Source organism: Paenibacillus lycopersici (assembly GCF_010119935.1).
Lineage (GTDB): Bacteria > Bacillota > Bacilli > Paenibacillales > Paenibacillaceae > Paenibacillus_Z > Paenibacillus_Z lycopersici.
In genome coordinates this window covers 2,880,328-2,901,541 of the sequence record NZ_CP048209.1, presented here as the reverse complement: position 1 = coordinate 2,901,541, position 21,214 = coordinate 2,880,328, and the positions used below count along the sequence as shown (strand labels likewise).

Sequence of the window (21,214 nt, the reverse complement as noted above, 5' to 3'; positions counted from 1 at the left end):
TTTTCACTGGGCGTCTTTCGCGACGACGGACACGGCCATCCGGTTCCAATCGAAATGGCTGCGAAGCCGCGCGTTGGCTTCGTCCAGCGTTATATCTTCGTATACCGGCAGAAGCTTGAACAAGTCGGCTCCGCGGAACCGATAGCGCGTAAATTCACTGGCAATCGCTTCAGGGGAGTTGAGCATTCGCAAGTATCCGCCGATCTTCTTCCTTTTCGTCCGTTCGAAAGCCGCTTGATCCAAGCCTTCCGCTTGCGCGCGTTCGATCGCTTCGCGCAGCCGGCGGATCAGCTCGTCGGGATCGCGCGTCTCCCCGCCGACGACGGAGAACGCGTAGTCTTCGCTGCTGTTGAACTCGTGTCCGAACGAATCCGTAATCAGCGAGTCGTCGTAGAGGGCGTGGTAAATCGGCGAGCTCGAGCCAAGCAGCGCATCCAGCATTAATTTCGTCGTCAGCTCCGTGCGCAGCAATTGATCCGGATCGGCCGATCCTCGGCTTTCTTTGAACCCGATCATGCATTTCGGCATCGAGACGGGGAGCGACGTCTTCTTCACCGGCAGCTTCACCGTCTCCGGCTCGGCATCGAAGAAGCGTTTGATCTCGCCCTGCGGCTTGAAGGACTTCCGCGCCTGATTGTCGCGGACCAGCTTCATCACAGCCTCCGGCGTCACGCCGCCGACGACGAACAGGAACATGTTCGACGGGTGATAGAACGTTTCGTAGCAGCGATACAGCGTTTCTTTGTCAATCTGGCGGATCGACTCCACCGTGCCGGCAATATCGATATGGATCGGATGCTTATGGTAGAGCGCGTCGATCAGCCCGAAATATACGCGCCAGTCCGCATTGTCCCGGTACATGTTGATTTCCTGCTCGATGATGCCTTTCTCTTTCTCGACGTTCTCGTCCGTGAAGTACGGATGCTGCACGAAATCGATCAGCGTCGACAAGTTGGCTTCGATCTGCTCGGTAGCCGAGAACAAATACACGGTGCGGTCAAAACTGGTGAACGCATTAGCAGACGCGCCTTGCGAGGCAAATGTTGCAAAAATATCGCCCGTCGGCTCTTCGAACATTTTATGCTCCAGGAAATGCGCGATGCCGTCCGGAACGGAGATCGGCGCCTGATCGCCTACGGCGAACCGGTTGTCGACGGAGCCGTATTTGGTCGAGAACGTCGCGTACGTCTTGCTGAAGCCTTCCTTCGGCAGCACGACGACTTCAAGGCCGTTCGGCATCGCTTCGCGGTAGAGCGTCTCTTGAACGCCCGGGTAAGCTAAAGTTTCCATCGGCCTAGTCCTCCTTTCTGTCACGCAGGAAGTAAATCGTATCCAGCTCGGTTTTGCGCGCGACCGCCGCGATCTGCTCGGCCGTCACGGCCTGCACTTCTTCCAGCAGCTGCGCGGCGGAGCGCTCCCGCTTCGATAGGACGGCATTGAAGTCGAAGCCGATCATCTCGTTCGCGGAATCTTGCAGCTCGCGCAGATGGTTGGCGATCATCGCTTTCGTCTGGCTCATCTCCAGCTCGCTGTACGAGCCGCCGCGCATCTGCTCCAGCTGCTCTTGAATGATGGTCTTCGCCTTCTCGTAATTGCCGAATTCGATGCCCGACTGGATCGTGCAGATCCCTTTATGGCCGTCAAGGCGGGATGCGGCGTAATACGCCAGGCTCGCCTTCTCCCGGACGTTGAGGAACAGCTTGGAATGCGGGTAGCCGCCCAATATCCCGTTGAACATCAGCGCGGCCGGATAGTCGTCGTCGCCGTAGGACGTGTTGATGCGAAGGCCCATGTTCAATTTGCCCTGGGTCACGTCCATCCGTTCGACGACGGTCTTCACCTCGCCGACCGTTTTATTCACCTGCGGCAGCCCGTAAACGGCAGGCTCGCCCCGATTGTCGCGGAATGCTTCCGCCACGAGCGCCTTCACCTCGTCCAGCGTCGTATCGCCGACGACGTACAGATCGAAAGCGGCGTTGTTCAGCCATTCCCGGTACGCGGCCGTGATGGAATCCGGCGTGATGGCGTCGATGTCCTCCAGCCGTCCCAACGGGTGCAGCCTGTACGGCTCATCCGCGCACATCACTTCGAGGCAGCGCTCCGACGCGTAACGGATCTTATCGTTAATGATCGCTTCCAGCCGTTTGCGCAGCGTCTGTTTCTCCGCATCGACGTACTTGGCGCGCAGCCCGCCGTTCTCCAAGACGGGATCGGTCACGACCTCGCCGAGCAGCTTCAGCGATGCCGCCAAGAGCGGCTGATCCGACGAAACGAACCGGTCATTGATGACATCCATGCGGAACTGCACGATTTGCGCGTCTCCTCGCTTGTATACGTCAAACCCGAATCCGGCGCCGTACAGCTCATCGAGGCGTTCGCGGAACGCGATCGTCTCCGGCGTGGAAGCGGTCCCCCTTCGCAGCACGAAAGGAATCAATGCAGCCGAAGTTACGGTACTTTCATGAAGCGGCAGTCCCGCATACAGGGAAATCGAAAAGGTTTTGAAACGTTTGGTCGGCAGCACATGGAGGCGAATCCGATTCAGCTGGCCTCGTTGAAATGACGTGTTGCTCACGCGTTCACGTCCCCTTCCGCTCTAATATAAAGTCAATCTATTCCATTTCGCAACGATCTATTCCATTCTACCCGATCGGAAAAGGAAGAAGCAACCCGCGTCCTTAAGCGGGCTGCTTCAGCCGATGCTACATGCAGAAAATATGTTTTCCGATCGTTTTCACCTGCGGCCGCGACCATATCCACTTGGACGTCGCCGTCTCCGGATTGAAGTAATAGATGCACCCGCCGGTAGGGTCCATGCCGTTCAGCGCATCCTGTACCGCCTTCTTCGCATTCTCGTTCGGCGTCAGCCAGATTTGCCCGTCCGCCACGGCCGTGAACGCTCCCGGCTGAAAAATCACGCCGGAAACCGTGTTCGGGAAGCTGGGCGACTTCACGCGGTTCAGAATGACGGCAGCGACCGCGACTTGACCGATATAAGGCTCTCCGCGAGACTCGCCGTACACCGCGTTGGCCATCAGCTTCAGATCGTTGGCGGACAGCCCGAGATTGTTCGACTTCGGCACGTCCGTCGTCGCATTGCCTTGATTCGAGGCGTTCCCGCCGCCGCTGCCCGCGCCGGCGTTGTCGGCAGCCGAAGGCGCCCAGTTCTTGGTAGCCTCCCACAGCTTCAGCTTCGTCTTGGCGCCGACGACGCCGTCGGATTTCAAGCCGAACTTCCATTGGAACCACGTCACGGCATTCTTCGTCTTGTCGCCGAACACGCCGTCGACCGTGCCGTCGAAATAACCGAGGTACTTCAGGCGCCCTTGAAGCTCGCTCACGTCTTTGCCCGTGGAGCCGACCTTGAGGATGGCGCTGCTGAACGTCTCGGTCGTTCGGCCGAAATGCGCGTGCTTGAACGTGAATGCGCCGAACAACAGGAGGACGATGACGATGGTCACCGCGATTAATCGATTTCTCATCTTTAGGATCTGCCTTTCTTTTGCAAATGGATTGCAAAGCAAGCGAAGCTTATTCCTATTATGAGAAATCGAGGGAACAACTATGCATGCCGCCCAATTTATGAACTGATGCGGCCCGCGTCGTACTGATCGATCGTCAGCAGCACCTCGCGCGGCTTGCTGCCTTCATACGGACCTACGATGCTGCGCGCTTCCATCTGGTCGATCAATCGGGCAGCGCGGGTATAGCCGATGCGCATGCGCCGCTGGAGCAGCGAGACCGAGGCCTGCTTGGCTTCCAGCACGATGCGGACGGCTTGCTCGTACAGCTCGTCCAGGATCTCTTCGTTCTCGTTCGCCGAATCGTCGATTTCGGGCACCAGGTCTTCCTTGTACTCCGCTTCCCCTTGGCCGCGGGCATAGTTCACGATGGCCTCGACTTCCTGGTCGGACAGGAATGCGCCTTGAACCCGGATCGGCTTCGACATGCCGACCGGGAGGAACAGCATGTCGCCGCGGCCAAGCAGCTTCTCCGCGCCTGCCATGTCCAGAATGGTACGGGAGTCGACCTGCGACGAAACGCCGAACGCGATCCGCGAAGGAATGTTCGCTTTAATGACGCCCGTAATGACATCGACGGAAGGCCGCTGCGTCGCGATGATCAAGTGAATGCCCGCCGCGCGGGCCATTTGCGCGAGCCGGCAGATCGAGTCCTCGACGTCATTGGCCGCGACCATCATGAGATCCGCCAGCTCGTCGACGATAACGACGATGTACGGCAGCACGGCAGCCGGATTGTCGGCCATCAACGTGTTGTAGCCTTCGATGTTGCGCGTGCCGGATTTCGAGAACATCTCGTAACGCTTCTCCATCTCGACGACGATTTTCTTCAGCGCCAGGGAAGCGCGCCTAGGATCCGTCACGACCGGCGCGAGCAGATGCGGAATGCCGTTGTACATATTCAGCTCGACCATCTTCGGGTCGATCATGAGCAGCTTCACTTCGTCCGGTCTCGCCTTATACAAAATGCTCGTAATGATGCCGTTGATGCAGACGGATTTACCGGAGCCCGTCGCGCCCGCCACGAGCAAATGCGGCATTTTGGCCAAGTTGCCGACGATCGGCTGACCCGAGATATCGCGTCCGAACGCGATGGACATCCGGGACGTCGCGTTCTGAAACGACGGCGTCTCCATGACTTCGCGCATCGTGACGACCGATACTTCCGTATTCGGCACTTCGATGCCGATGGCGGATTTGCCGGGAATCGGCGCCTCCATCCGAATGTCCTTGGCCGCGAGCGCGAGCGCGATATCGTCCGTCAACCCGACGATCCGGCTGACCTTAACCCCTGTCGCCGGCTGCACCTCGTAGCGCGTAACCGCCGGTCCGCGGACGACGTCCAGCACTTTGGCCCGGACGCCGAAGCTTTCGAGCGTCGCTTCCAGCTTGCGCCGCGACTCCACCGAATCGGCGGAATCGCCCGATTTGCCGCTTCCGCTCGGCTTCTGCAGCAGTCCGAGCGACGGCAGCAGGTACGGCTTCTCCGTCGGCGGCTTGACGATGCTTCCCGGCCCGCTCTCGCCGTCCTCTTCGTCCGGCGAGGCGATGGCCGGGCTGCGCGGCAGCGACGATGCCGGAGGCTCTTCCGCGTAATCGCCATCATCGTCGGCGGCTTCCGCTTCGTCGAAGGCGCGCGAAGCCGGAGGCTGATTCGCATGCTCGCCGCCATCGGGCGCATCGTCATGGAGACGCTCCATGACCGGACTCGCCTGCTGCGTCTGTTCGGCATTCGCCGGTACCCCGTCCGCCGTCTCGCCGCCTTCCAGCACGGAAGAACGCCAAGCTTCAAGCGGTACTTCCTGCTCGTCATCGTCATCCCATGCGGCAGGCTGGCCGGCTTTGCGGCTGAACGCTTCTTTCGCCTGGCCGTCCTCGAGCTGCCATTCATGATCGCCGTCGCCATGCTCATGCCCGTTGTCCGATTTGGATACGTCATTGAACCAGGAGAAGATCGGCGAGCGGCGCTTCTTCATCGCGCGCGATTTCATCGACATGGCGTAGTCGTCATCGTCGTCGTCATCGTCCAGATCATCCAGGGAGACGACGGGCTTGCCCATCGTCTTCGGTCCCGATGCGGCCAGCGTTTGGCGCCGCGCGGCGAATTTCATTCGTAGCAGCGACCAGAACCGTGCGCCCCTGATGCGGCCGGCGCGCAGCAAATCGACGTACGATTTGCCCGTCATGAGCATGATCGAAATCGCGAACATCACGATCATGATGAACTTCGCGCCGAAGTACCCGAACAGCCAGAACAGGAGCGTGTACTGAATAGCGCCGGCATAGCCTCCGCTCGCGGCATGAACCGCTTCATGCGCTTGCGCGGCATCCGATGGGGAATCCATGAGCGATCCGCGGATATCGCTGCCGAGCTGCGACAAGATGTAGGCGGAGGTCAATCCTCCCGTCGGCGCGATCTTCTGATCCATGACGGCCATGGAGCTCCATAACGTACAAGCTAGCACCACCAGCAGGACGCCCGTCTTCCTGCTCGTCCATCCGGACGGCCATGACCGCTTGACCATAACCGCCAGACCGACGTAGATGCCGACCAGCGCCAAAACAAAATAGAACTTGCCTAATACAAGTCCGAATAACTTGGATAATGCCCGGCCGACCGTCGCTTCGCCCGAAAGCGCAATCACCGACACGGTGATAAGCAAAATGCCGTACACTTCGTATTTGAGGCTCGTCCCGACCGAACTTTTTCGCTTCTTCTTTTTCTTCGCCAAAATCGTCACCTCTGCCCTTATTATACCATAGGAGCAAGGTGCGATGCGCTACTATTATCCAGCAGCGGCGCGGTTTACAGCGCCGATGGACCGTAGGCGACGAGCGTTCCCGGCGTCAATTCCGACCGCAGGAACGCATCCAACGGGCCGTCCATAATTCTGACGATGCGCCCGATGCCGGGCGACACCGCCTCGAGCTGCAGGCGTACGTCGCCGGCTTGCACGGTAACATACGGCCCCGGCTGCTGATGAATGCCTTCGAACACGAGCTCCAGCGGCATCGTCGAATAGATCGTCATTGCGTCAGCCCCCTTGCGTTTGCCGCCGCCGTCCCTGCCGATTGCCGTCTCGCTTCGATCAGCATGTTCAACTGGCGCAGCGCCTGTCCGATGCCGCCGACCTGATCGATCAGCCCGTGCTTGACCGCGTCGGTGCCGATTACCGTCGTGCCGATATCGCGCGTCAGTTCGCCGGTTTTGAACATCAGTTCCTTGAATTTCTCTTCCGTCACATTGGAATGGGACGTAACGAACCGCGTGACCCGCTCCTGCATTTTATCCAAATACTCGAAAGTTTGCGGAACCCCGATCACGAGTCCGTTCAACCGGATCGGATGGATGGTCATCGTCGCGGTTTCGGCGATGAAGGATACGTTGCCGGCAACCGCGATCGGGACGCCGATGGAATGGCCGCCGCCCAGCACGAGCGTCACCGTCGGCTTCGTAAGCGATGAGATCATTTCGGCAATGGCCAAGCCTGCCTCCACGTCGCCGCCGACCGTATTCAAGACGATCATAATGCCTTCGATCTTCGCGTTCTGTTCCGCGGCGACCAATTGCGGGATCAGATGTTCATACTTCGTCGTCTTGTTCTGCGGCGGCAGCACGAGATGCCCTTCTACCTGTCCGATGATCGTCATGCAGAAAATATTCGATTCCGAAGCGGGCGTCGTCGTCTGCCCCAACTGCTGGATCGTTTCGACGACGGGATTGCCCATCGGCGGCCTGCGTTCTCCCGCCGGCGGTTCCGGCTGCTCCGATGTGATTGCGTCCTCCCACATTGCCTGTCCTCCTTTAATTTGCATGCTATGCTTTGCCATGGCTGGCTCTGCATAGTATGGAATCTGCATGCGGATTTATGCAATGGCCGCCAAGACGGCAGCCGGGACATGGATGCAGCAGGCAGATGCAGCAGCCGGATCCGGCAGACGGAACCTGTAGCCGGAAGCCCGAGGCCGAGGCCGGCAGCTTGAGAACGCATGCAGCGCCGGCAATCGCAAAAACGGCCTTCGGCGGAAGCATTCGCTTCGCCAAAGACCGTCTGGTTCATTGCGTTATTCCATTACACTTCCATAATAATCGGCAAGATCATCGGACGGCGGCGGGTCTGCTCGTACAAGAAACGGCCGAGCGCATCCTTCACGTTCGTCTTCAGCGATGCCCATTCGTTCACTTTATCGTTCATCAGCTTATGCAGCGTCGAGGTAACGATCCGGTTCGCCTCTTCGAGCAGGCCTTCGGACTCGCGGACGTAGACGAAGCCGCGGGAGATGATGTCCGGACCGGACAGGATCGCGCCGTCTTGCTTGCTCAGCGTCACGACGACGACGAGAATGCCGTCCTGCGACAGCAGTTTACGGTCGCGAAGCACGATGTTGCCTACGTCGCCGACGCCCAACCCGTCGATCAGCACGTTGCCTGCCGGCACCTTGCTTCCTTTACGGGCCGTTCCGCCTTGGAATTCAACCGTATCGCCGTTGTCGACGATGAAAATGTTTTCGCGCTCGATGCCGACCGCTTCGCCAAGCAGCGCATGCTGGCGGAGCATCCGGTATTCGCCGTGGATCGGCATGAAATATTTCGGACGGATGAGGTTCAGCATCAGCTTCAGCTCTTCCTGGCTGCCGTGACCGGATACGTGTACGCCGGATACGGAACCTGGTCCGTAGATAACGTTCGCGCCGAGGCGGAACAGTTCGTCGACCGTGCGGCCTACGTAACGCTCGTTGCCCGGAATCGGCGTCGCTGCGATGATAACGGTATCGCCGGGCATAATATCGACCTTGCGGTGCGTCGAACGCGCCATCCGCGTCAGCGCGGACATCGGCTCGCCTTGGCTTCCCGTCGACAGGACCGCAACGCGGTCGGCTGCCATTTTGTTAATCTCTTCCGGTTCGATGATCGTTCCTTCCGGAATGTTCAAGTAGCCGAGCTCCGAAGCGATCGTAACGACGTTCACCATGCTGCGGCCGACGACGGCGATTTTGCGTTTCGTCGCGATGGCTGCGTTGACGACTTGCTGAATCCGGTGCACGTTCGATGCGAACGTCGCGACGACGACGCGCTGCGTCGCTTTGCGGAAAATATCTTCCAGCTCCGAACCGATCATGCTTTCCGAAGGCGTGAAGCCTGCGCGTTCCGCGTTCGTGCTGTCCGACAGCAGCGCCAGTACGCCGCGGCGGCCGATATCCGCAATGCGCTGCAAATCCGCGTATTGATTGTTAACCGGCGTATGGTCGAATTTGAAGTCGCCCGTATGTACGACCGTGCCTTCAGGCGTGTCCAGGCAAACGCCGACCGAATCCGGAATGCTGTGGTTCGTTTTGAAGAACGAAGCTTTGATCGAGCCGAGCTGCACTTCGCTGTCGGCATTGATCAGAATCCGTTTCGTTTCGCCAAGCAGGCCGGCTTCTTTCAATTTGCCTTCGATGAGGCCGAGCGTCAGCTTGGTCGCGTACAGCGGCACGTTGAGGTGCTTCATCACGTAAGGCAATCCGCCGATATGATCCTCGTGGCCGTGCGTAATGAGAATGCCCCTTACTTTATCGCGATTCTCCGTTAAGTACGTAATGTCAGGGATAACAATATCAATACCGAGCATATCTTCTTCAGGGAATTTGAGACCTGCATCAACGACAACGATATCATTACCGTATTGAACGACGTACATGTTCTTACCGATTTCACCAACGCCGCCCAACGCGAAAATAAGCAGCTTATCCTGGATGTTCTTCTTATTAGACAAGTGAATCCATACCTCCTAATCGTAGTAGGAAACAAGGTGCACCTCTCCCGATCTCACTGAATCGGGAAAAGACACTCCGTTCCATCTATTCCATTTATAATCCGAAACTTGAATTGCACGGCAGCTATTTCCTCCCTCAGGAAAGCCGCTGCATGCAATTAATAACCCGTGCTAGTCGAACGCCGTCCAAGGCGCTGCATGTTTTCTAAATTTTGCCGCACATCGTCACTTGCCTTCATTATACATGATTGAAAATAGGAAAAACAAGTAACCTATCTTGACTTGGCGCGTAGGAAACATGCGAGCTGTGAGCGCTTCCGTGTGCACATCCCGCGCCCCGCGAGGCTTGTCCGGCTTCGCTTGATGGGAAGCAAGCTGCCGAATTAACCGTTCCGCCATCGAAAATCAAACAAAAAACCGATGCAAGCGCACCGGTTTGTGGCGAATGCAGCTGCTATAACCACGAAGCAGTGATGATTAGTTTAAAACTTGACGAAGCGTCGCAATTTCGCTTTCGTTGGCCGCGACCAACGGCAGGCGCACGCCGCCGACCGGAAGTCCGCGAAGCGCCAATGCCGCTTTGACGAGCACCGGATTCGGCAGATCGAACAATCCTTTGAATACCGGCAGGTTCTCGCCGTGCAGCTTGGCAGCTAGCGCTGCGTTGCCCTCCAGGTAAGCTTGGATCATCGCTTTCATCGGCTTGCCGACGACATGGCTCGCGACGCTCACGACCCCGTGCGCGCCGACGGCAAGCGCCGGAAGCGCGGCGCTGTCGTCGCCGCTATATACGCGGAAGCCTTCGGGCGCGCCCGTCACAATCTCGGTCACCTGGTCAAGCGATGCGCATTCCTTCGTCGCGATGACGTTCGGCAATTGCGCCAGACGCAGCGTCGTAGCGGCGGACAGGCTGATAATCGTCCGGCCCGGCACGTTATACAGCATGACCGGCAGCATCGTCGACTCCGCGATCGCTTTGAAATGCTGATACAGTCCCTCTTGCGTCGGTTTGTTATAATACGGCGCCACGAGAAGCACCGCATCAACGCCGCATTGTTCGGCGATCTTGGTCAGATGGATCGAGTGCGCCGTATCGTTGCTGCCCGTGCCGGCGATGATCTTGCAGCGGCCGCCCGCATGCTTGACCGCATACGTGAACAAGTCGCGTTTCTCGTCGTCGGTCAGCGTCGGAGATTCGCCGGTCGTGCCGCAGACGACGATGCTGTCGCTTGATTGGTCGTCAATCAAATAAGTCAATAACCGCCCTGTCGTGTCCCAGTCGATCGAACCGTCTGCAGAGAACGGGGTTACCATCGCAGTTACTAAACGTCCGAAATCCAAAACGATTCCTCCTAAAATTGTTGCATCAACAATCATAATATCAAAGCCATGACGATCGCTTGCGAAGCCTAATGGCCCTTCGAGCCTTCATTGCCTGAAACCGCAACAAACAAGGGCCGTTACTCATGCAGCGAAAACTTGGCATGCAGCGCCTGAAGCGCGCTGGCCATATACGTCTCGCGCACCAGTACCCATATGGTCGTATTCGAGTCCGCGGATTGTAAAATCGGAATCCCCTTCTCCGTCAATGCTTCCACGATCCGGGCCATGATGCCGGGGACGCCGTTCATGCCTCCGCCGATGACCGAGATTTTGACGCATCCGTTCACCGCTTGCGGCGCGTACCCGATATCCCGCAGCACTGAAACCGCTTTATCCGCATCCTGGTCGAATACCGTATACACCGCTCCGCCCGGATTGACGTTAATGAAATCGACGCTGATATGATGTTTGGCCATCGCTTGAAACACCTGCAGCTGCACGTCGGACGGACCGTCCTGCGCTTGAACCGTAATTTGGGTAACGCCGCTCACATGCGCGACGCCGGTGACATGCCTGTCTCGCACGGCGGCCGTCCGCAGCACGTCGGCCGTATCCGTCACGAGCGTGCCTTCGTCCTCGGAGAACGTCGAACGGACTCGCAGCGGTATCCGCGCCTGCTGCGCGATTTCCACGGCCCGCGGATGAATAACCTTGGCTCCTTGCCTTGCCATGTTGGCGACTTCCGAATAACTGATAACGGATAATGCGCGTGCGTCTTTGACGATCCGGGGATCTGCCGTAAGGATTCCGTTCACGTCCGTATAGATATCGACTCGCTCCGCATGAAGCGCCGCGCCCAGCGCCGTTGCCGACGTATCGCTGCCGCCTCTGCCGAGGGTCGTATAATCTCCCGATTCGGTAACGCCTTGGAAGCCGGTCACGATGACGACGCGGCCTTCCCGCAGCGCTTGATGGATGCGTTCCGTGCGAATTTCCAAAATTCTTGCTTTGCCGAACTGCGAATCCGTAATGATGCCCGCTCCGCCGCCCGTAAGCGCGATGGCCGGAATGCCCGCCGCGCGCACAAGACTGCAGAGCACGGACGCGGAAATGATTTCGCCGCAGCCTTGAAGCATGTCTCGCTCCTTGGCCGGCAGCGAATCGCCGTGCCGCGCGATCAGCGCAAGCAGCGTGTCCGTTGCGTAAGGGTCGCCTTTCCGCCCCATTGCAGAGACGACAACGACCAGTCCGTACTGGCGTTGCCGTTCACGCTCGATATGCTTGATTACTAGCTCTCTTGCTTCGTCCGTAGACAACGAGGTGCCTCCGAACTTTTGCACGAGGATGCGCATTGTCGAACCTCCATATCCGACTGTGAAGCCCGCCGGACCGTCCGTCTGACAACCTGCTCTTGCTGCTAACCGTTATGGCATTGCAATGGCGATGTATTCTGCGATCTGAACTGCGTTCCATGCTGCTCCTATAAGCAGATTATCCGATACGATCCATTAGTTCAGGCCGCGTGCGCGACCCCAATCGCGGCGCAGCCGACCGACGAACACATCAGGCTTGCCGGCCGCATCCGTCGAAGGCGGATACCGCTGGCTTGCGGGATCATCGGCCAACACGACGATTGGAGCGCCAGCAAGCACATTTTTGACGTCTTCCAGCTCGTAATCGTTTGTGAGTTCTGCGTATGCCGATTCCGGAATGCCTTCAACGACGGAAATTTGCGGAATCGCATAAATCGCAATTGGGATAATGCCTTTATGTTCGTTCACTTAATCGATGCAGACTTCCGGCGCGATCAACGGCGTGTCCGGATCCATGCGAGAAGCGTTCGCGTTGCCGATGCAATCCGCGCCGCGCCCGACAGCGTGGGGGCAAGTGCTCTGGACACCTCGCCGCCCGCACTGAACCAAGCGATTACTACACCTTGGAAACTGTCCGGCGCTGCTTCTTCGACTGTATATGCCTTGCCTTTAAACCTCAGCCGCTTGCCCGCGGAACGGGCGGATGACATTCTGCTGCGGCATTGATTGCCGCATCTCCCTTATTGCGGCGATTAGGCGCGCTCGATCAGGAGAGGCTGAAGCTGTTTGCCGTTCAGCGCCGCTTCGCAGGCTTCCGGAACGAGTTCCATTTTGGCCACCAGCGAATTCGGCTTCTGAATCGGATTATCCTGCCCGAACGGAACGAAATATACGTTCTTGCATACGAGCAGTTTGGCGATATTCGCCGCGTTCAACCCGAGTCCGTCATTGGTCGAGATGGCCAATACGAGCGGACGCTGGTTTCGCATTTGCGCTTTCGCCGCCATCAGAACGGGACTGTCCGTCATGGCGTTCGCGAGCTTGCTTGTCGTATTCCCCGTGCAAGGGGCGATGACGAGAACGTCGAGCAGTTTGGAAGGCCCCAGGGGCTCTGCGTCGACGATGGTCGAGATGATTTCATTCCCGGTGATGGACTTCAGCTGACGCTGCCATTCTTCCGCCGTTCCGAAACGGGTATCCGTCGTAATGAGCGTCTGCGTCACGATCGGAACGACGTTCGCTCCTTCGTCGACGAAGCGCTGGATAACCGGCATAACCTCCGCGAACGTACAGTGAGAACCGGAGAGCGCGTAGCCCACCGTTTTGCCTTGCCATTTCATTGCTCATTCCCCCGTAACCTGTTATCTTCCATAATCAATCGACTCAAACAATCCGCCATGATGCGTCCAGCTGTTTTGGGTGCGACGATTCCTGGGAGGCCGGGGGCGAGCAAGGCCTTGATTCCGCGCTTCTCGGCAAAGCGGAAATCCGTTCCGCCGGGCTTGGAAGCAAGGTCGATAATGACCGCTCGCGAGGGCAAATTTGCTATAATTTGCGCTGTGACTATCATAGTCGGAATTGTATTAAAAAGCAAGTCAATATTACTCACATGATGCAGCAAATCCTTGATGTAGAAGGGCTCGAAGCCCATCTCGCAGGCTCTTGCGAAATGCTCTTCCCTGCGTACGCCGACCTTCACTTTCGCGCCCAATCCTTGAAGCGTCCGCGCCAAAGTCAGCCCCGTCCGGCCGATTCCGAGCACCATGCTGGAGGAACCGTGAATCGTGATGTCCGTATTCTGGATGGCCATCATGACGGCGCCTTCCGCGGTCGGAATCGAGTTGTATATGGCGACGTCGTCGCGGTCGAACAGCTCCACCAAACCGATGCTATGCTTGGCGCACAGCTCGCGCAGATAAGGTTTGGCCATGCCAGCGTAAACTTTGCAATGCTTCGGCAGCTTGGCGATGTACGCCTCGGTCAGCACCAGCTCTTGATCGCTGAATACGGCTACGATCTTCCCTTCGTCGTCCGTGCCGACCGCCGGCAAGATCAGCGCATCCGCATTCACGAACAGCGACTCGCTCATCTCCGCGCGAACCGCGCCGTCCAAGGACGAATGCAGTTGATCGAAACCCGCGACCGTTACGGTCGCATCGAGCTCGGTCAGCTTGCGGATGATCTCCAGTCCCCGAGCGTCGCCGCCAAGCAGCACGACCTGAACTCCTGTCAGCATAAAGGTATCACTCCTTTCAAGGTGAGACGGCTGTCGCCATCCTTCTGGCAGCGCGGCGCGTCTCATTCCGGAGAAATGCAAGCTTGCATGTAAGCGGAAGCTTATGCTTGCTTGTATTTCAGGCAGCAACCGATACGCGCGTAGGTTTCGTCCACGGTTCGGTCGTCCGTACCGCATCCGGATGCCCGCTGCCGGCGGCCGGATGACGGTGTGCGCTCATGGTTACAGACCATCTTATGCATCCGCCCAGAGCGTGGTGAAAATGAAATTGCCTCCGCGCGGAGAATTGCGCGGACAAAAAAAGCACCGCAGCGTAGACTGCAGTGCTTTCGTGCGCTATTGATGCTTGTTAAGGGAGCCCGACTAAACGCCCGTATGGCCGAAGCCGCCCGCGCCGCGAACCGTTTCCGGCAATTCGTCCGTCTCCGCGATCGCGACTTCCGGCACGAGCTGGAATACCATCTGCGCGATCCGCTCGCCGCGTTCGATGACGAACGGCGCTTGCCCGTGGTTGATCAGCAGCACCTTCACTTCGCCGCGGTAATCCGCGTCGATCGTGCCGGGCGAATTCAAGCACGTAATGCCATGCTTGAACGCCAGGCCGCTGCGCGGACGGATTTGCGCTTCGAGCGCCGCCGGCATTGCCATCGCGAAGCCGGTCGGAATCAGCCTGCGTTCGCCCGGCTGCAGCGTTTCCGGTTCCGTTACGGCGGCGTGCAGGTCGAAGCCCGCGGCCAGATCGGACATTTTGCGCGGAAGCGGAAGGTCCTCGCAGCCCGGCGTCCGTTTAAACAATACTTGAAACAAGCGAGTCCCTCCCGATCCCTGCCGCCGCTTTATCGTTGCTGCCGACCATCGCGACCGCGAACGGCACCGCTAGCATCCGTTTCGTCACTTCGCGGATATCGCCCATTTGAACGGCATCGATCCGCTCCAGCATCTGATCCAGCGTGTAATGACGGCCGAGCATCAGCTCGTTCTTGCCCAACCGGTTCATCCGGCTGCTGGTGCTCTCCAGGCTGAGGATCAGGCTGCCCTTCAGCTGTTCCTTGCCGCGCGCGAGCTCGGCATCCGTCAAGCCTTTCACCGCCAGATCGTGCATCTGCTCCATCGTCAGGTTCAGCACGTCCTTCGTCTGCTTGGGCGCCGTCCCAGCGTACACGGTGAATAAGCCGCTGTCCGCGTAGGACGTATGATACGAATAGACGGAATACGCCAGGCCGCGCTTCTCCCGAATTTCCTGGAACAGCCTGGAGCTCATGCCGCCGCCGATCGCGTTGTTCAGCAGAATCATCGCATATTGCAGCGGGTCGGCGATGGAGCAGCCCGGGAACGAGATGCAGATATGGTTCTGCTCCGTCTTCTTCTTATGGAACAAATAATTGCCGTTGAATTGCGGCGTCGTTACGGCAAGTTCCGAGCCGGTCGTCTTGAAGGCGCCGAAATGCTTCTCGAGCAGCTCCAGCAGCGGCCCTTCTTCCACGTTCCCCGCAACGGCGATCACGGTATTGTCGATCCGGTAATGACCGTTCATGTAACCGCGCAGCGTGTCGCCGTCCATCGCGTTCAGGCGCTCTTCCAGGCCCAGGATGGAATAAGCGAGCGGGTGATCGCCGTAGGCCGCGCGCGAAGCTTCGTCATGCACCTTATCGTCCGGCGTATCCTCGTACATCGCGATTTCTTCGAGAATGACGTTCTTCTCTTTGGCAAGCTCCGCCGCGTCCATCTTCGAATTGAAGAACATGTCCGCCAGCGCGTCTACCGCGATCGGCAGATGCTGATCCAGCACTTTGGCGAAATAGCATGTATATTCCTTGGCCGTGAACGCGTTCACGTTGCCGCCGATGCCATCGAACAAATCGGCGATATCCTTCGCGCTGTGGCGTTCCGTGCCCTTGAACAGCATATGCTCGATAAAGTGGGAAATGCCGTTATTGTCCGGCGTCTCATTGCGCGAGCCGGTCTTGACCCAGATACCGAACGAAACGGAACGGCAGGTCGGAATGTATTCCACAACGACGCGGAGGCCGTTGCTTAACGTATAATTCTTCAATACTGACTCCTCCTACAAGTTCTGTGGGCGCAGCCCGCAGCCGATTTCTCCGGCGAGACATAGCAAAACTACTTCGGAACATACGCCCAAGCAACAGCTTGAAATGATTGACTTCACTATAACAAAATTATGGTTGCGCCTCAACTAGGGATGCCCGCTTGGAGGATAGCGTCTCGCTCACGGTGCCCAGCAGCAGCCCCTTTCCTTTGATTGCGGAAATGATGCCTTGCAGCGCCTGGCTGGACGAATCCGTCGGATGCATCAGAATAAGCGAGCCCGGTTCGACGCGCGTCCGTACCTTCTGGATGATCGAATACGCGGGCGGATGCTTCCAATCGACGGTGTCGAGCGTCCACAGGACGGTCTTCAATCCCTGTTCGGCGGCAACGTCGACGGTCATCTGGTTGAAATCGCCCGAGGGCGGCGCAAACCAGCGATTCTGGACATGCAGCGCCGATTTCAGCAGCGCGTCCGTCTTCGCAATCTGATTGTACGCCGCGTTGCGGTCGAGCTGGCTCATGTTCGGATGCGTATACGCATGATTCGATAGTTCATGGCCTGCCGCCTGAATCTGCTTCGCGATATCGATATTCTTCTTCAGCCATGAACCGTCGAAGAAGAAGGTCGCTTTCACGTTCTCCTTCTTCAGCGTCTGGAGCATGGACGGAATATACTCGTTCCCCCAAGCGACGTTAATCATCAGCGCGACCATCGGCTTGTTCGGATTGCCCTTATAAATCGGGACGCGTCCGAGATCGTCAAGGCCGACCTTCGGCTCCACTTCCCGGTAGACCAAGCGAAGCGGCTCGTCCGCCGGCGCATGCAGCATCAGCCGATACGACTTGTCGACGTCGACTTCGAGCCCGTTGTAGCCCGGTATCGCCTTCCACACCCGGTCGACGGTCGCATCGACCGGCGCAATGCTTCGCTTGGCCGCTTCGGCTGCAATCGTCTCCCGCAGCGACGCTTTGCTCTGATCGGACGGTTCCGGCACGGCCGCCGCCATGGCCGCAGCATCCCCTTGCTTGACCGCGAACAGATACGCGGACAGCGGACCGTTCCATCTCGCCGCGATCAGCAGCGCGGCCATCGTCAGCAGCATGACGATTCCTTTCTTCAGCTTCATCGCTTGGCCCCCCTTCTCCTTCATCTTATTATGGCTCGGCCCACAATATGTGAATGGAGAAGGAAGCGCCAAAATAAAAAAAGAGACAGGGTTCGCCTGCCTCTCGCTATGTTCGTTCGATGCTGCCGCTTATTGCTGTGCCGGCACTTCAGGCGCCAGGACGGCTTTGCGGGACAGGTTGATCCGTCCTTGCGCATCGATTTCCGTTACTTTAACCGTAATTTGATCGCCGATTTTGAGCACGTCCTCGACTTTCGCAATGCGCTCCGTGGAGACTTGCGAAATGTGGACGAGGCCGTCCTTGTTCGGGAGAATTTCAACGAAGCAGCCGAATTTCTCAATCCGCTTCACCGTGCCCAAATACACTTCGCCGACAACGACTTCGCGTACGATGCCTTCGATGATCTGCTTCGCGCGCTCGTTCGCTTCCGCGTTGGACGACGCGATAAAGACGGTGCCGTCTTGCTCGATATCGATTTTCACGCCGGTCTCGTCAATGATTTTATTGATGATTTTACCGCCGGAGCCGATAACGTCGCGGATCTTGTCCGGATTGATTTTCATGATGACGATCTTCGGCGCGTATTGCGACAGGCTTGTACGCGGCGTTTGCATCACTTCGTTCATCTTGCCGAGGATGTGCATGCGGCCTTCGCGCGCCTGCTCCAGCGATTGCGACAGAATCGCGCGATCGATGCCGTCGATCTTGATGTCCATTTGAATCGCCGTAACGCCCGCTGCCGTGCCCGCTACCTTAAAGTCCATGTCGCCGAGGTGATCTTCCATGCCTTGAATATCCGACAGGATGGAGAAGTGGTCGCCGTCCTTGATCAGACCCATGGCAATGCCGGCAACCGGCGCTTTGATCGGCACGCCTGCATCCATCATCGCAAGCGTACTAGCGCAGATGCTCGCCTGGCTCGTGGAACCGTTCGATTCCAATACCTCGGATACGAGGCGGATCGTATACGGGAATTCCGTTTCGCTCGGAATGACTTTCGAGAGCGCGCGCTCGCCGAGCGCGCCGTGGCCGATTTCGCGGCGGCCCGGAGGACGGAGCGGTCTAGCTTCCCCTACGCTGAACGGCGGGAAGTTATAATGATGCATGAACCGTTTCGTTTCCGTCAGGTCGATGCCGTCGAGAATTTGAACGTCTCCCAGCGCGCCAAGCGTACAGATGCTGAGCGCTTGCGTCTGACCGCGCGTGAACAGGCCGGAGCCGTGCGTGCGCGGCAGAAGCGCGACATCGCATTCAATCGGACGGATCTCGTTCAATGCCCGTCCATCCGGACGTACTTTGTCATGCGTAATCAAGCGGCGGACTTCTTCCTTGACGATATCGTAGAGCACTTCCTTGACGTCGCCGAGCAGTTCCGGCGTTTCGGCGTACTCCACTTCGAAATGGGCGACGGTGTCGCTGTTCACGGCGTCGATCGCTTCTTGGCGCGCGTGTTTCTCGATAACGCGAACCGCTTCGACGAGACGCGCCTGCGCGAACGCGCGGACCGCGCCGTTCACGTCTTCGTTCACCGCATGCAATTTCACTTCGATCTTCGGTTTGCCCGCAAGCGTCTGAAGCTCTTCGATCGATGCAACGATGCGGCGAATCTCGTCATGGCCGAACATGATCGCTTCGAGCATGACTTCTTCCGGCACTTCGTTCGCTTCGGCTTCCACCATCATGATGGCGTCTTTCGTGCCCGCGACGACGACGTACACGTCGCTCTTCGCTTCCTGCTCGACCGTCGGGTTGATCAGGAATTGGCCGTCGACGCGGCCGACGACGACGCCGCCGATCGGGCCGTTGAACGGAATATCCGAAATCGTCAGCGCCGCGGACGTGCCGATCATCGCCGCGATTTCCGGCGTGCAGTCTTGATCGACGCTCATGACGATATTCGCGATCTGCACGTCATTGCGGAAGCCTTCCGGGAAGAGCGGGCGGATCGGACGGTCCGTCAGACGGCTCGCCAGAATCGCTTTCTCGCTCGGACGGCCTTCGCGCTTAATGAAACCGCCCGGGATTTTGCCGACGGCATACAGACGTTCTTCATAGTTGACCGTCAGCGGGAAAAAGTCGAGGTTCTTGGGTTCGTTGGATGCGACGACCGTGCACAGAATGACCGTTTCGCCGTATTTGACCGTTACCGCCGCGTTGGCTTGTTTCGCCAAGCGTCCGGTCTCCAGCACAAGCGGACGGCCGCCTAAAGTTGTTTCTACGCGTTGCAGCATATAATTCCTCCTCACTGCAATGGGGCTGTTTCCATTATCCCCATCATCAGTATTGTAAATGTGCATCTATGCATGAGAAAAGCCCCGTCGTGCGAGCTTCTGCTTGCCGTGTTTATGTATGCGAAACGTGGTTGTTATTTATAAAAAGCAACCCAGCGCAGCCGCCCGTCATTCCCGGGCGGCGTAACAACCAGGTTGCTTTTATCCCCGCATCTATTATCGGCGAAGGCCGAGTTTTTCGATCAATGCGCTGTAACGTCGTACGTCTTTGTTCTTCAGGTAAGCCAACAGCTTACGGCGTTGACCGACCATTTTGAGCAGACCGCGGCGCGAGTGGTGATCTTTCTTGTGCGTCCGAAGATGATCTGTCAAATTGACGATGTTTTGCGTCAGGATAGCGATTTGAACTTCCGGGGATCCCGTATCGTTCGCGTGGGTTTTGTGTTCGTCGATCAGTTGGTGCTTGCGTTCTTGCGTAAGTGCCATCCGTGTTCACCTCCTTGTATCATAATCGCCGTTAGCCTCGCCGTCGCCCGGTGAATGACGGACAGGCCAAGCTAAGGTTCGTGCTGCGCGTTACCGGATCATAAGTGCGACTACGCAACGTATTAGAGTATAGCATATCTAGCTAGAAGAAGTAAATGCGAATTCTATTTCTTATTATAGGCGCTCAATAACGCGCGGGCTTGGTCGCCATCGGCATGGATCTGCGCGATCAGTTCATCGATCGAGCCGAACTTCTTCTCCGTGCGCAGGAAGGCGATAAATTGGATGGAGACCGTCTCGCCGTAAATATCTGCGTTGAAGTCGAAGAGGTGCGCTTCCATGACCGGCTCCGGCAGGTTGTCGTGGAACGTCGGCTTCACGCCGATATTCAGCACGCCCGGAATGCGCTTGCCTTCGACCTCCGCCATGATGGCATAGACGCCTTGGCGCGGAATGAAGAAGCCGGACTCCTGCTGGATGTTCGCCGTCGGATATCCAAGCTTGCGGCCCCTGCCTTCCCCTCGCACGACAACGCCGCGCACTTCATAGGGCTCGCCGAGAAGCGAGGCCGCTTCTTCGGGACGACCGCCGATCAATGCCTCGCGAATGCGCGTGCTGCTTACTTTATCGCCGTCTTGAATGAATGGTTCCACGATTTCCACCCCGATATCCGGCTCGCCGAGCGCCCACAGCGTCTCCGGTTTGCCTGCCCCTCTGGCTCCGAACGTAAAATCGAAGCCGACAACGGCCCGCTTCACCTGCAGCGGCCGAAGCACGAAGTCGACAAACTCGGCCGGGGTCACGCCGGCGAATTCCAGGTCAAATTGAACGATATACACGACTTCAACGCCCAGCTTGCGGAAGCGCTCGACCTTGTCCTCGAGCGGCGTCAGGCTGACTTGATACTGGCCGCTGCGGCCCAGCACTTCTTTGGGATGGGGATGAAACGTCATGACGGCTCCTTGAAGGCCGTTAGCCCGCGCAGACGCGACCGCTTGCGCGATCACGTTCTGATGGCCGCGATGAACGCCGTCGAAATGACCGATGGCAAGCGTCTTCGGCTTCGAATGCTTAACGGCCGCCGCATCTGCGATCGGATATTGCAACGAAATGATTTCCATGCAGTCACACCTGCTTTATCATCTTGCTTGGTTGCATGGGCGAGCAG

At 58.0% G+C, this 21,214-nt stretch carries 17 protein-coding genes and 1 pseudogene; all 18 read right to left on the bottom strand.

The window, feature by feature from the left end; genetic code table 11:
* Nucleotides 1-3: 3 nt before the first annotated feature.
* The gene (yfmH, locus tag GXP70_RS12925; protein WP_162357197.1) at nt 4-1,290 is read right to left on the bottom strand and encodes an EF-P 5-aminopentanol modification-associated protein YfmH; all 1,287 of its coding nucleotides are present in this window, start codon (nt 1,288-1,290) and stop codon (nt 4-6) included.
* 4 nt (nt 1,291-1,294) lie between these two features.
* Nucleotides 1,295-2,575, bottom strand: coding sequence for an EF-P 5-aminopentanol modification-associated protein YfmF (gene yfmF, locus GXP70_RS12920; protein WP_162357196.1), 1,281 nt, complete (start codon nt 2,573-2,575; stop codon nt 1,295-1,297).
* Nucleotides 2,576-2,702: 127 nt separating this feature from the next.
* Nucleotides 2,703-3,482 (bottom strand): spore cortex-lytic enzyme, encoded by a 780-nt coding sequence (sleB, locus tag GXP70_RS12915; protein ID WP_162357195.1) that lies wholly within the window; start codon nt 3,480-3,482, stop codon nt 2,703-2,705.
* A 98-nt stretch (nt 3,483-3,580) separates the two neighbouring features.
* Nucleotides 3,581-6,253 (bottom strand): DNA translocase FtsK, encoded by a 2,673-nt coding sequence (locus tag GXP70_RS12910; protein ID WP_225442781.1) that lies wholly within the window; start codon nt 6,251-6,253, stop codon nt 3,581-3,583.
* Nucleotides 6,254-6,327: 74 nt separating this feature from the next.
* Nucleotides 6,328-6,552 carry a YlzJ-like family protein gene (locus tag GXP70_RS12905; protein ID WP_162357194.1) on the bottom strand — a complete coding sequence of 75 codons (225 nt, stop codon included), beginning with the start codon at nt 6,550-6,552 and terminating at the stop codon, nt 6,328-6,330.
* On the bottom strand, nt 6,549-7,250 hold the full coding sequence (locus tag GXP70_RS12900) for a ClpP family protease (RefSeq protein WP_318652436.1): 702 nt from the start codon (nt 7,248-7,250) through the stop codon (nt 6,549-6,551). Before GXP70_RS12900 ends, GXP70_RS12905 begins: the two co-directional genes overlap by 4 nt.
* A gap of 344 nt (nt 7,251-7,594) precedes the next feature.
* Entirely contained in the window at nt 7,595-9,202 is a 1,608-nt protein-coding gene (locus tag GXP70_RS12895) for a ribonuclease J (protein WP_318652435.1), read from the bottom strand.
* A 552-nt stretch (nt 9,203-9,754) separates the two neighbouring features.
* Nucleotides 9,755-10,618: a 4-hydroxy-tetrahydrodipicolinate synthase gene (gene dapA / locus GXP70_RS12890; RefSeq protein ID WP_162357191.1), complete on the bottom strand. Its 864-nt coding sequence runs from the start codon at nt 10,616-10,618 to the stop codon at nt 9,755-9,757.
* Nucleotides 10,619-10,737: 119 nt separating this feature from the next.
* Complete coding sequence (dapG, locus tag GXP70_RS12885; RefSeq protein WP_162357190.1) at nt 10,738-11,952, bottom strand: aspartate kinase; 1,215 nt, start codon at nt 11,950-11,952, stop codon at nt 10,738-10,740.
* A 72-nt stretch (nt 11,953-12,024) separates the two neighbouring features.
* Nucleotides 12,025-12,623, bottom strand: a pseudogene (locus GXP70_RS30300) (Asd/ArgC dimerization domain-containing protein); the annotation flags it as partial.
* A 42-nt stretch (nt 12,624-12,665) separates the two neighbouring features.
* Nucleotides 12,666-13,253 carry a dipicolinate synthase subunit B gene (locus tag GXP70_RS12875; protein WP_162357189.1) on the bottom strand — a complete coding sequence of 196 codons (588 nt, stop codon included), beginning with the start codon at nt 13,251-13,253 and terminating at the stop codon, nt 12,666-12,668.
* Nucleotides 13,250-14,149, bottom strand: a complete 900-nt coding sequence (gene dpsA, locus GXP70_RS12870; RefSeq protein ID WP_162357188.1) for a dipicolinate synthase subunit DpsA — start codon at nt 14,147-14,149, stop codon at nt 13,250-13,252. The genes GXP70_RS12875 and dpsA overlap by 4 nt, the downstream gene beginning before the upstream one ends.
* A gap of 363 nt (nt 14,150-14,512) precedes the next feature.
* Nucleotides 14,513-14,896, bottom strand: a complete 384-nt coding sequence (gene dut / locus GXP70_RS12865) for a dUTP diphosphatase (protein ID WP_263864131.1) — start codon at nt 14,894-14,896, stop codon at nt 14,513-14,515.
* A 40-nt stretch (nt 14,897-14,936) separates the two neighbouring features.
* Nucleotides 14,937-16,202, bottom strand: coding sequence for a M16 family metallopeptidase (locus GXP70_RS12860; RefSeq protein WP_162357186.1), 1,266 nt, complete (start codon nt 16,200-16,202; stop codon nt 14,937-14,939).
* 127 nt (nt 16,203-16,329) lie between these two features.
* Nucleotides 16,330-17,328 carry a polysaccharide deacetylase family protein gene (locus GXP70_RS12855; RefSeq protein ID WP_162357185.1) on the bottom strand — a complete coding sequence of 333 codons (999 nt, stop codon included), beginning with the start codon at nt 17,326-17,328 and terminating at the stop codon, nt 16,330-16,332.
* Between the two features lie 129 nt (nt 17,329-17,457).
* Entirely contained in the window at nt 17,458-19,560 is a 2,103-nt protein-coding gene (gene pnp, locus GXP70_RS12850; RefSeq protein ID WP_162357184.1) for a polyribonucleotide nucleotidyltransferase, read from the bottom strand.
* Between the two features lie 216 nt (nt 19,561-19,776).
* The gene (gene rpsO / locus GXP70_RS12845) at nt 19,777-20,046 is read right to left on the bottom strand and encodes a 30S ribosomal protein S15 (protein WP_161696834.1); all 270 of its coding nucleotides are present in this window, start codon (nt 20,044-20,046) and stop codon (nt 19,777-19,779) included.
* A 164-nt stretch (nt 20,047-20,210) separates the two neighbouring features.
* On the bottom strand, nt 20,211-21,167 hold the full coding sequence (locus GXP70_RS12840; RefSeq protein WP_162357183.1) for a bifunctional riboflavin kinase/FAD synthetase: 957 nt from the start codon (nt 21,165-21,167) through the stop codon (nt 20,211-20,213).
* Nucleotides 21,168-21,214: the final 47 nt, after the last annotated feature.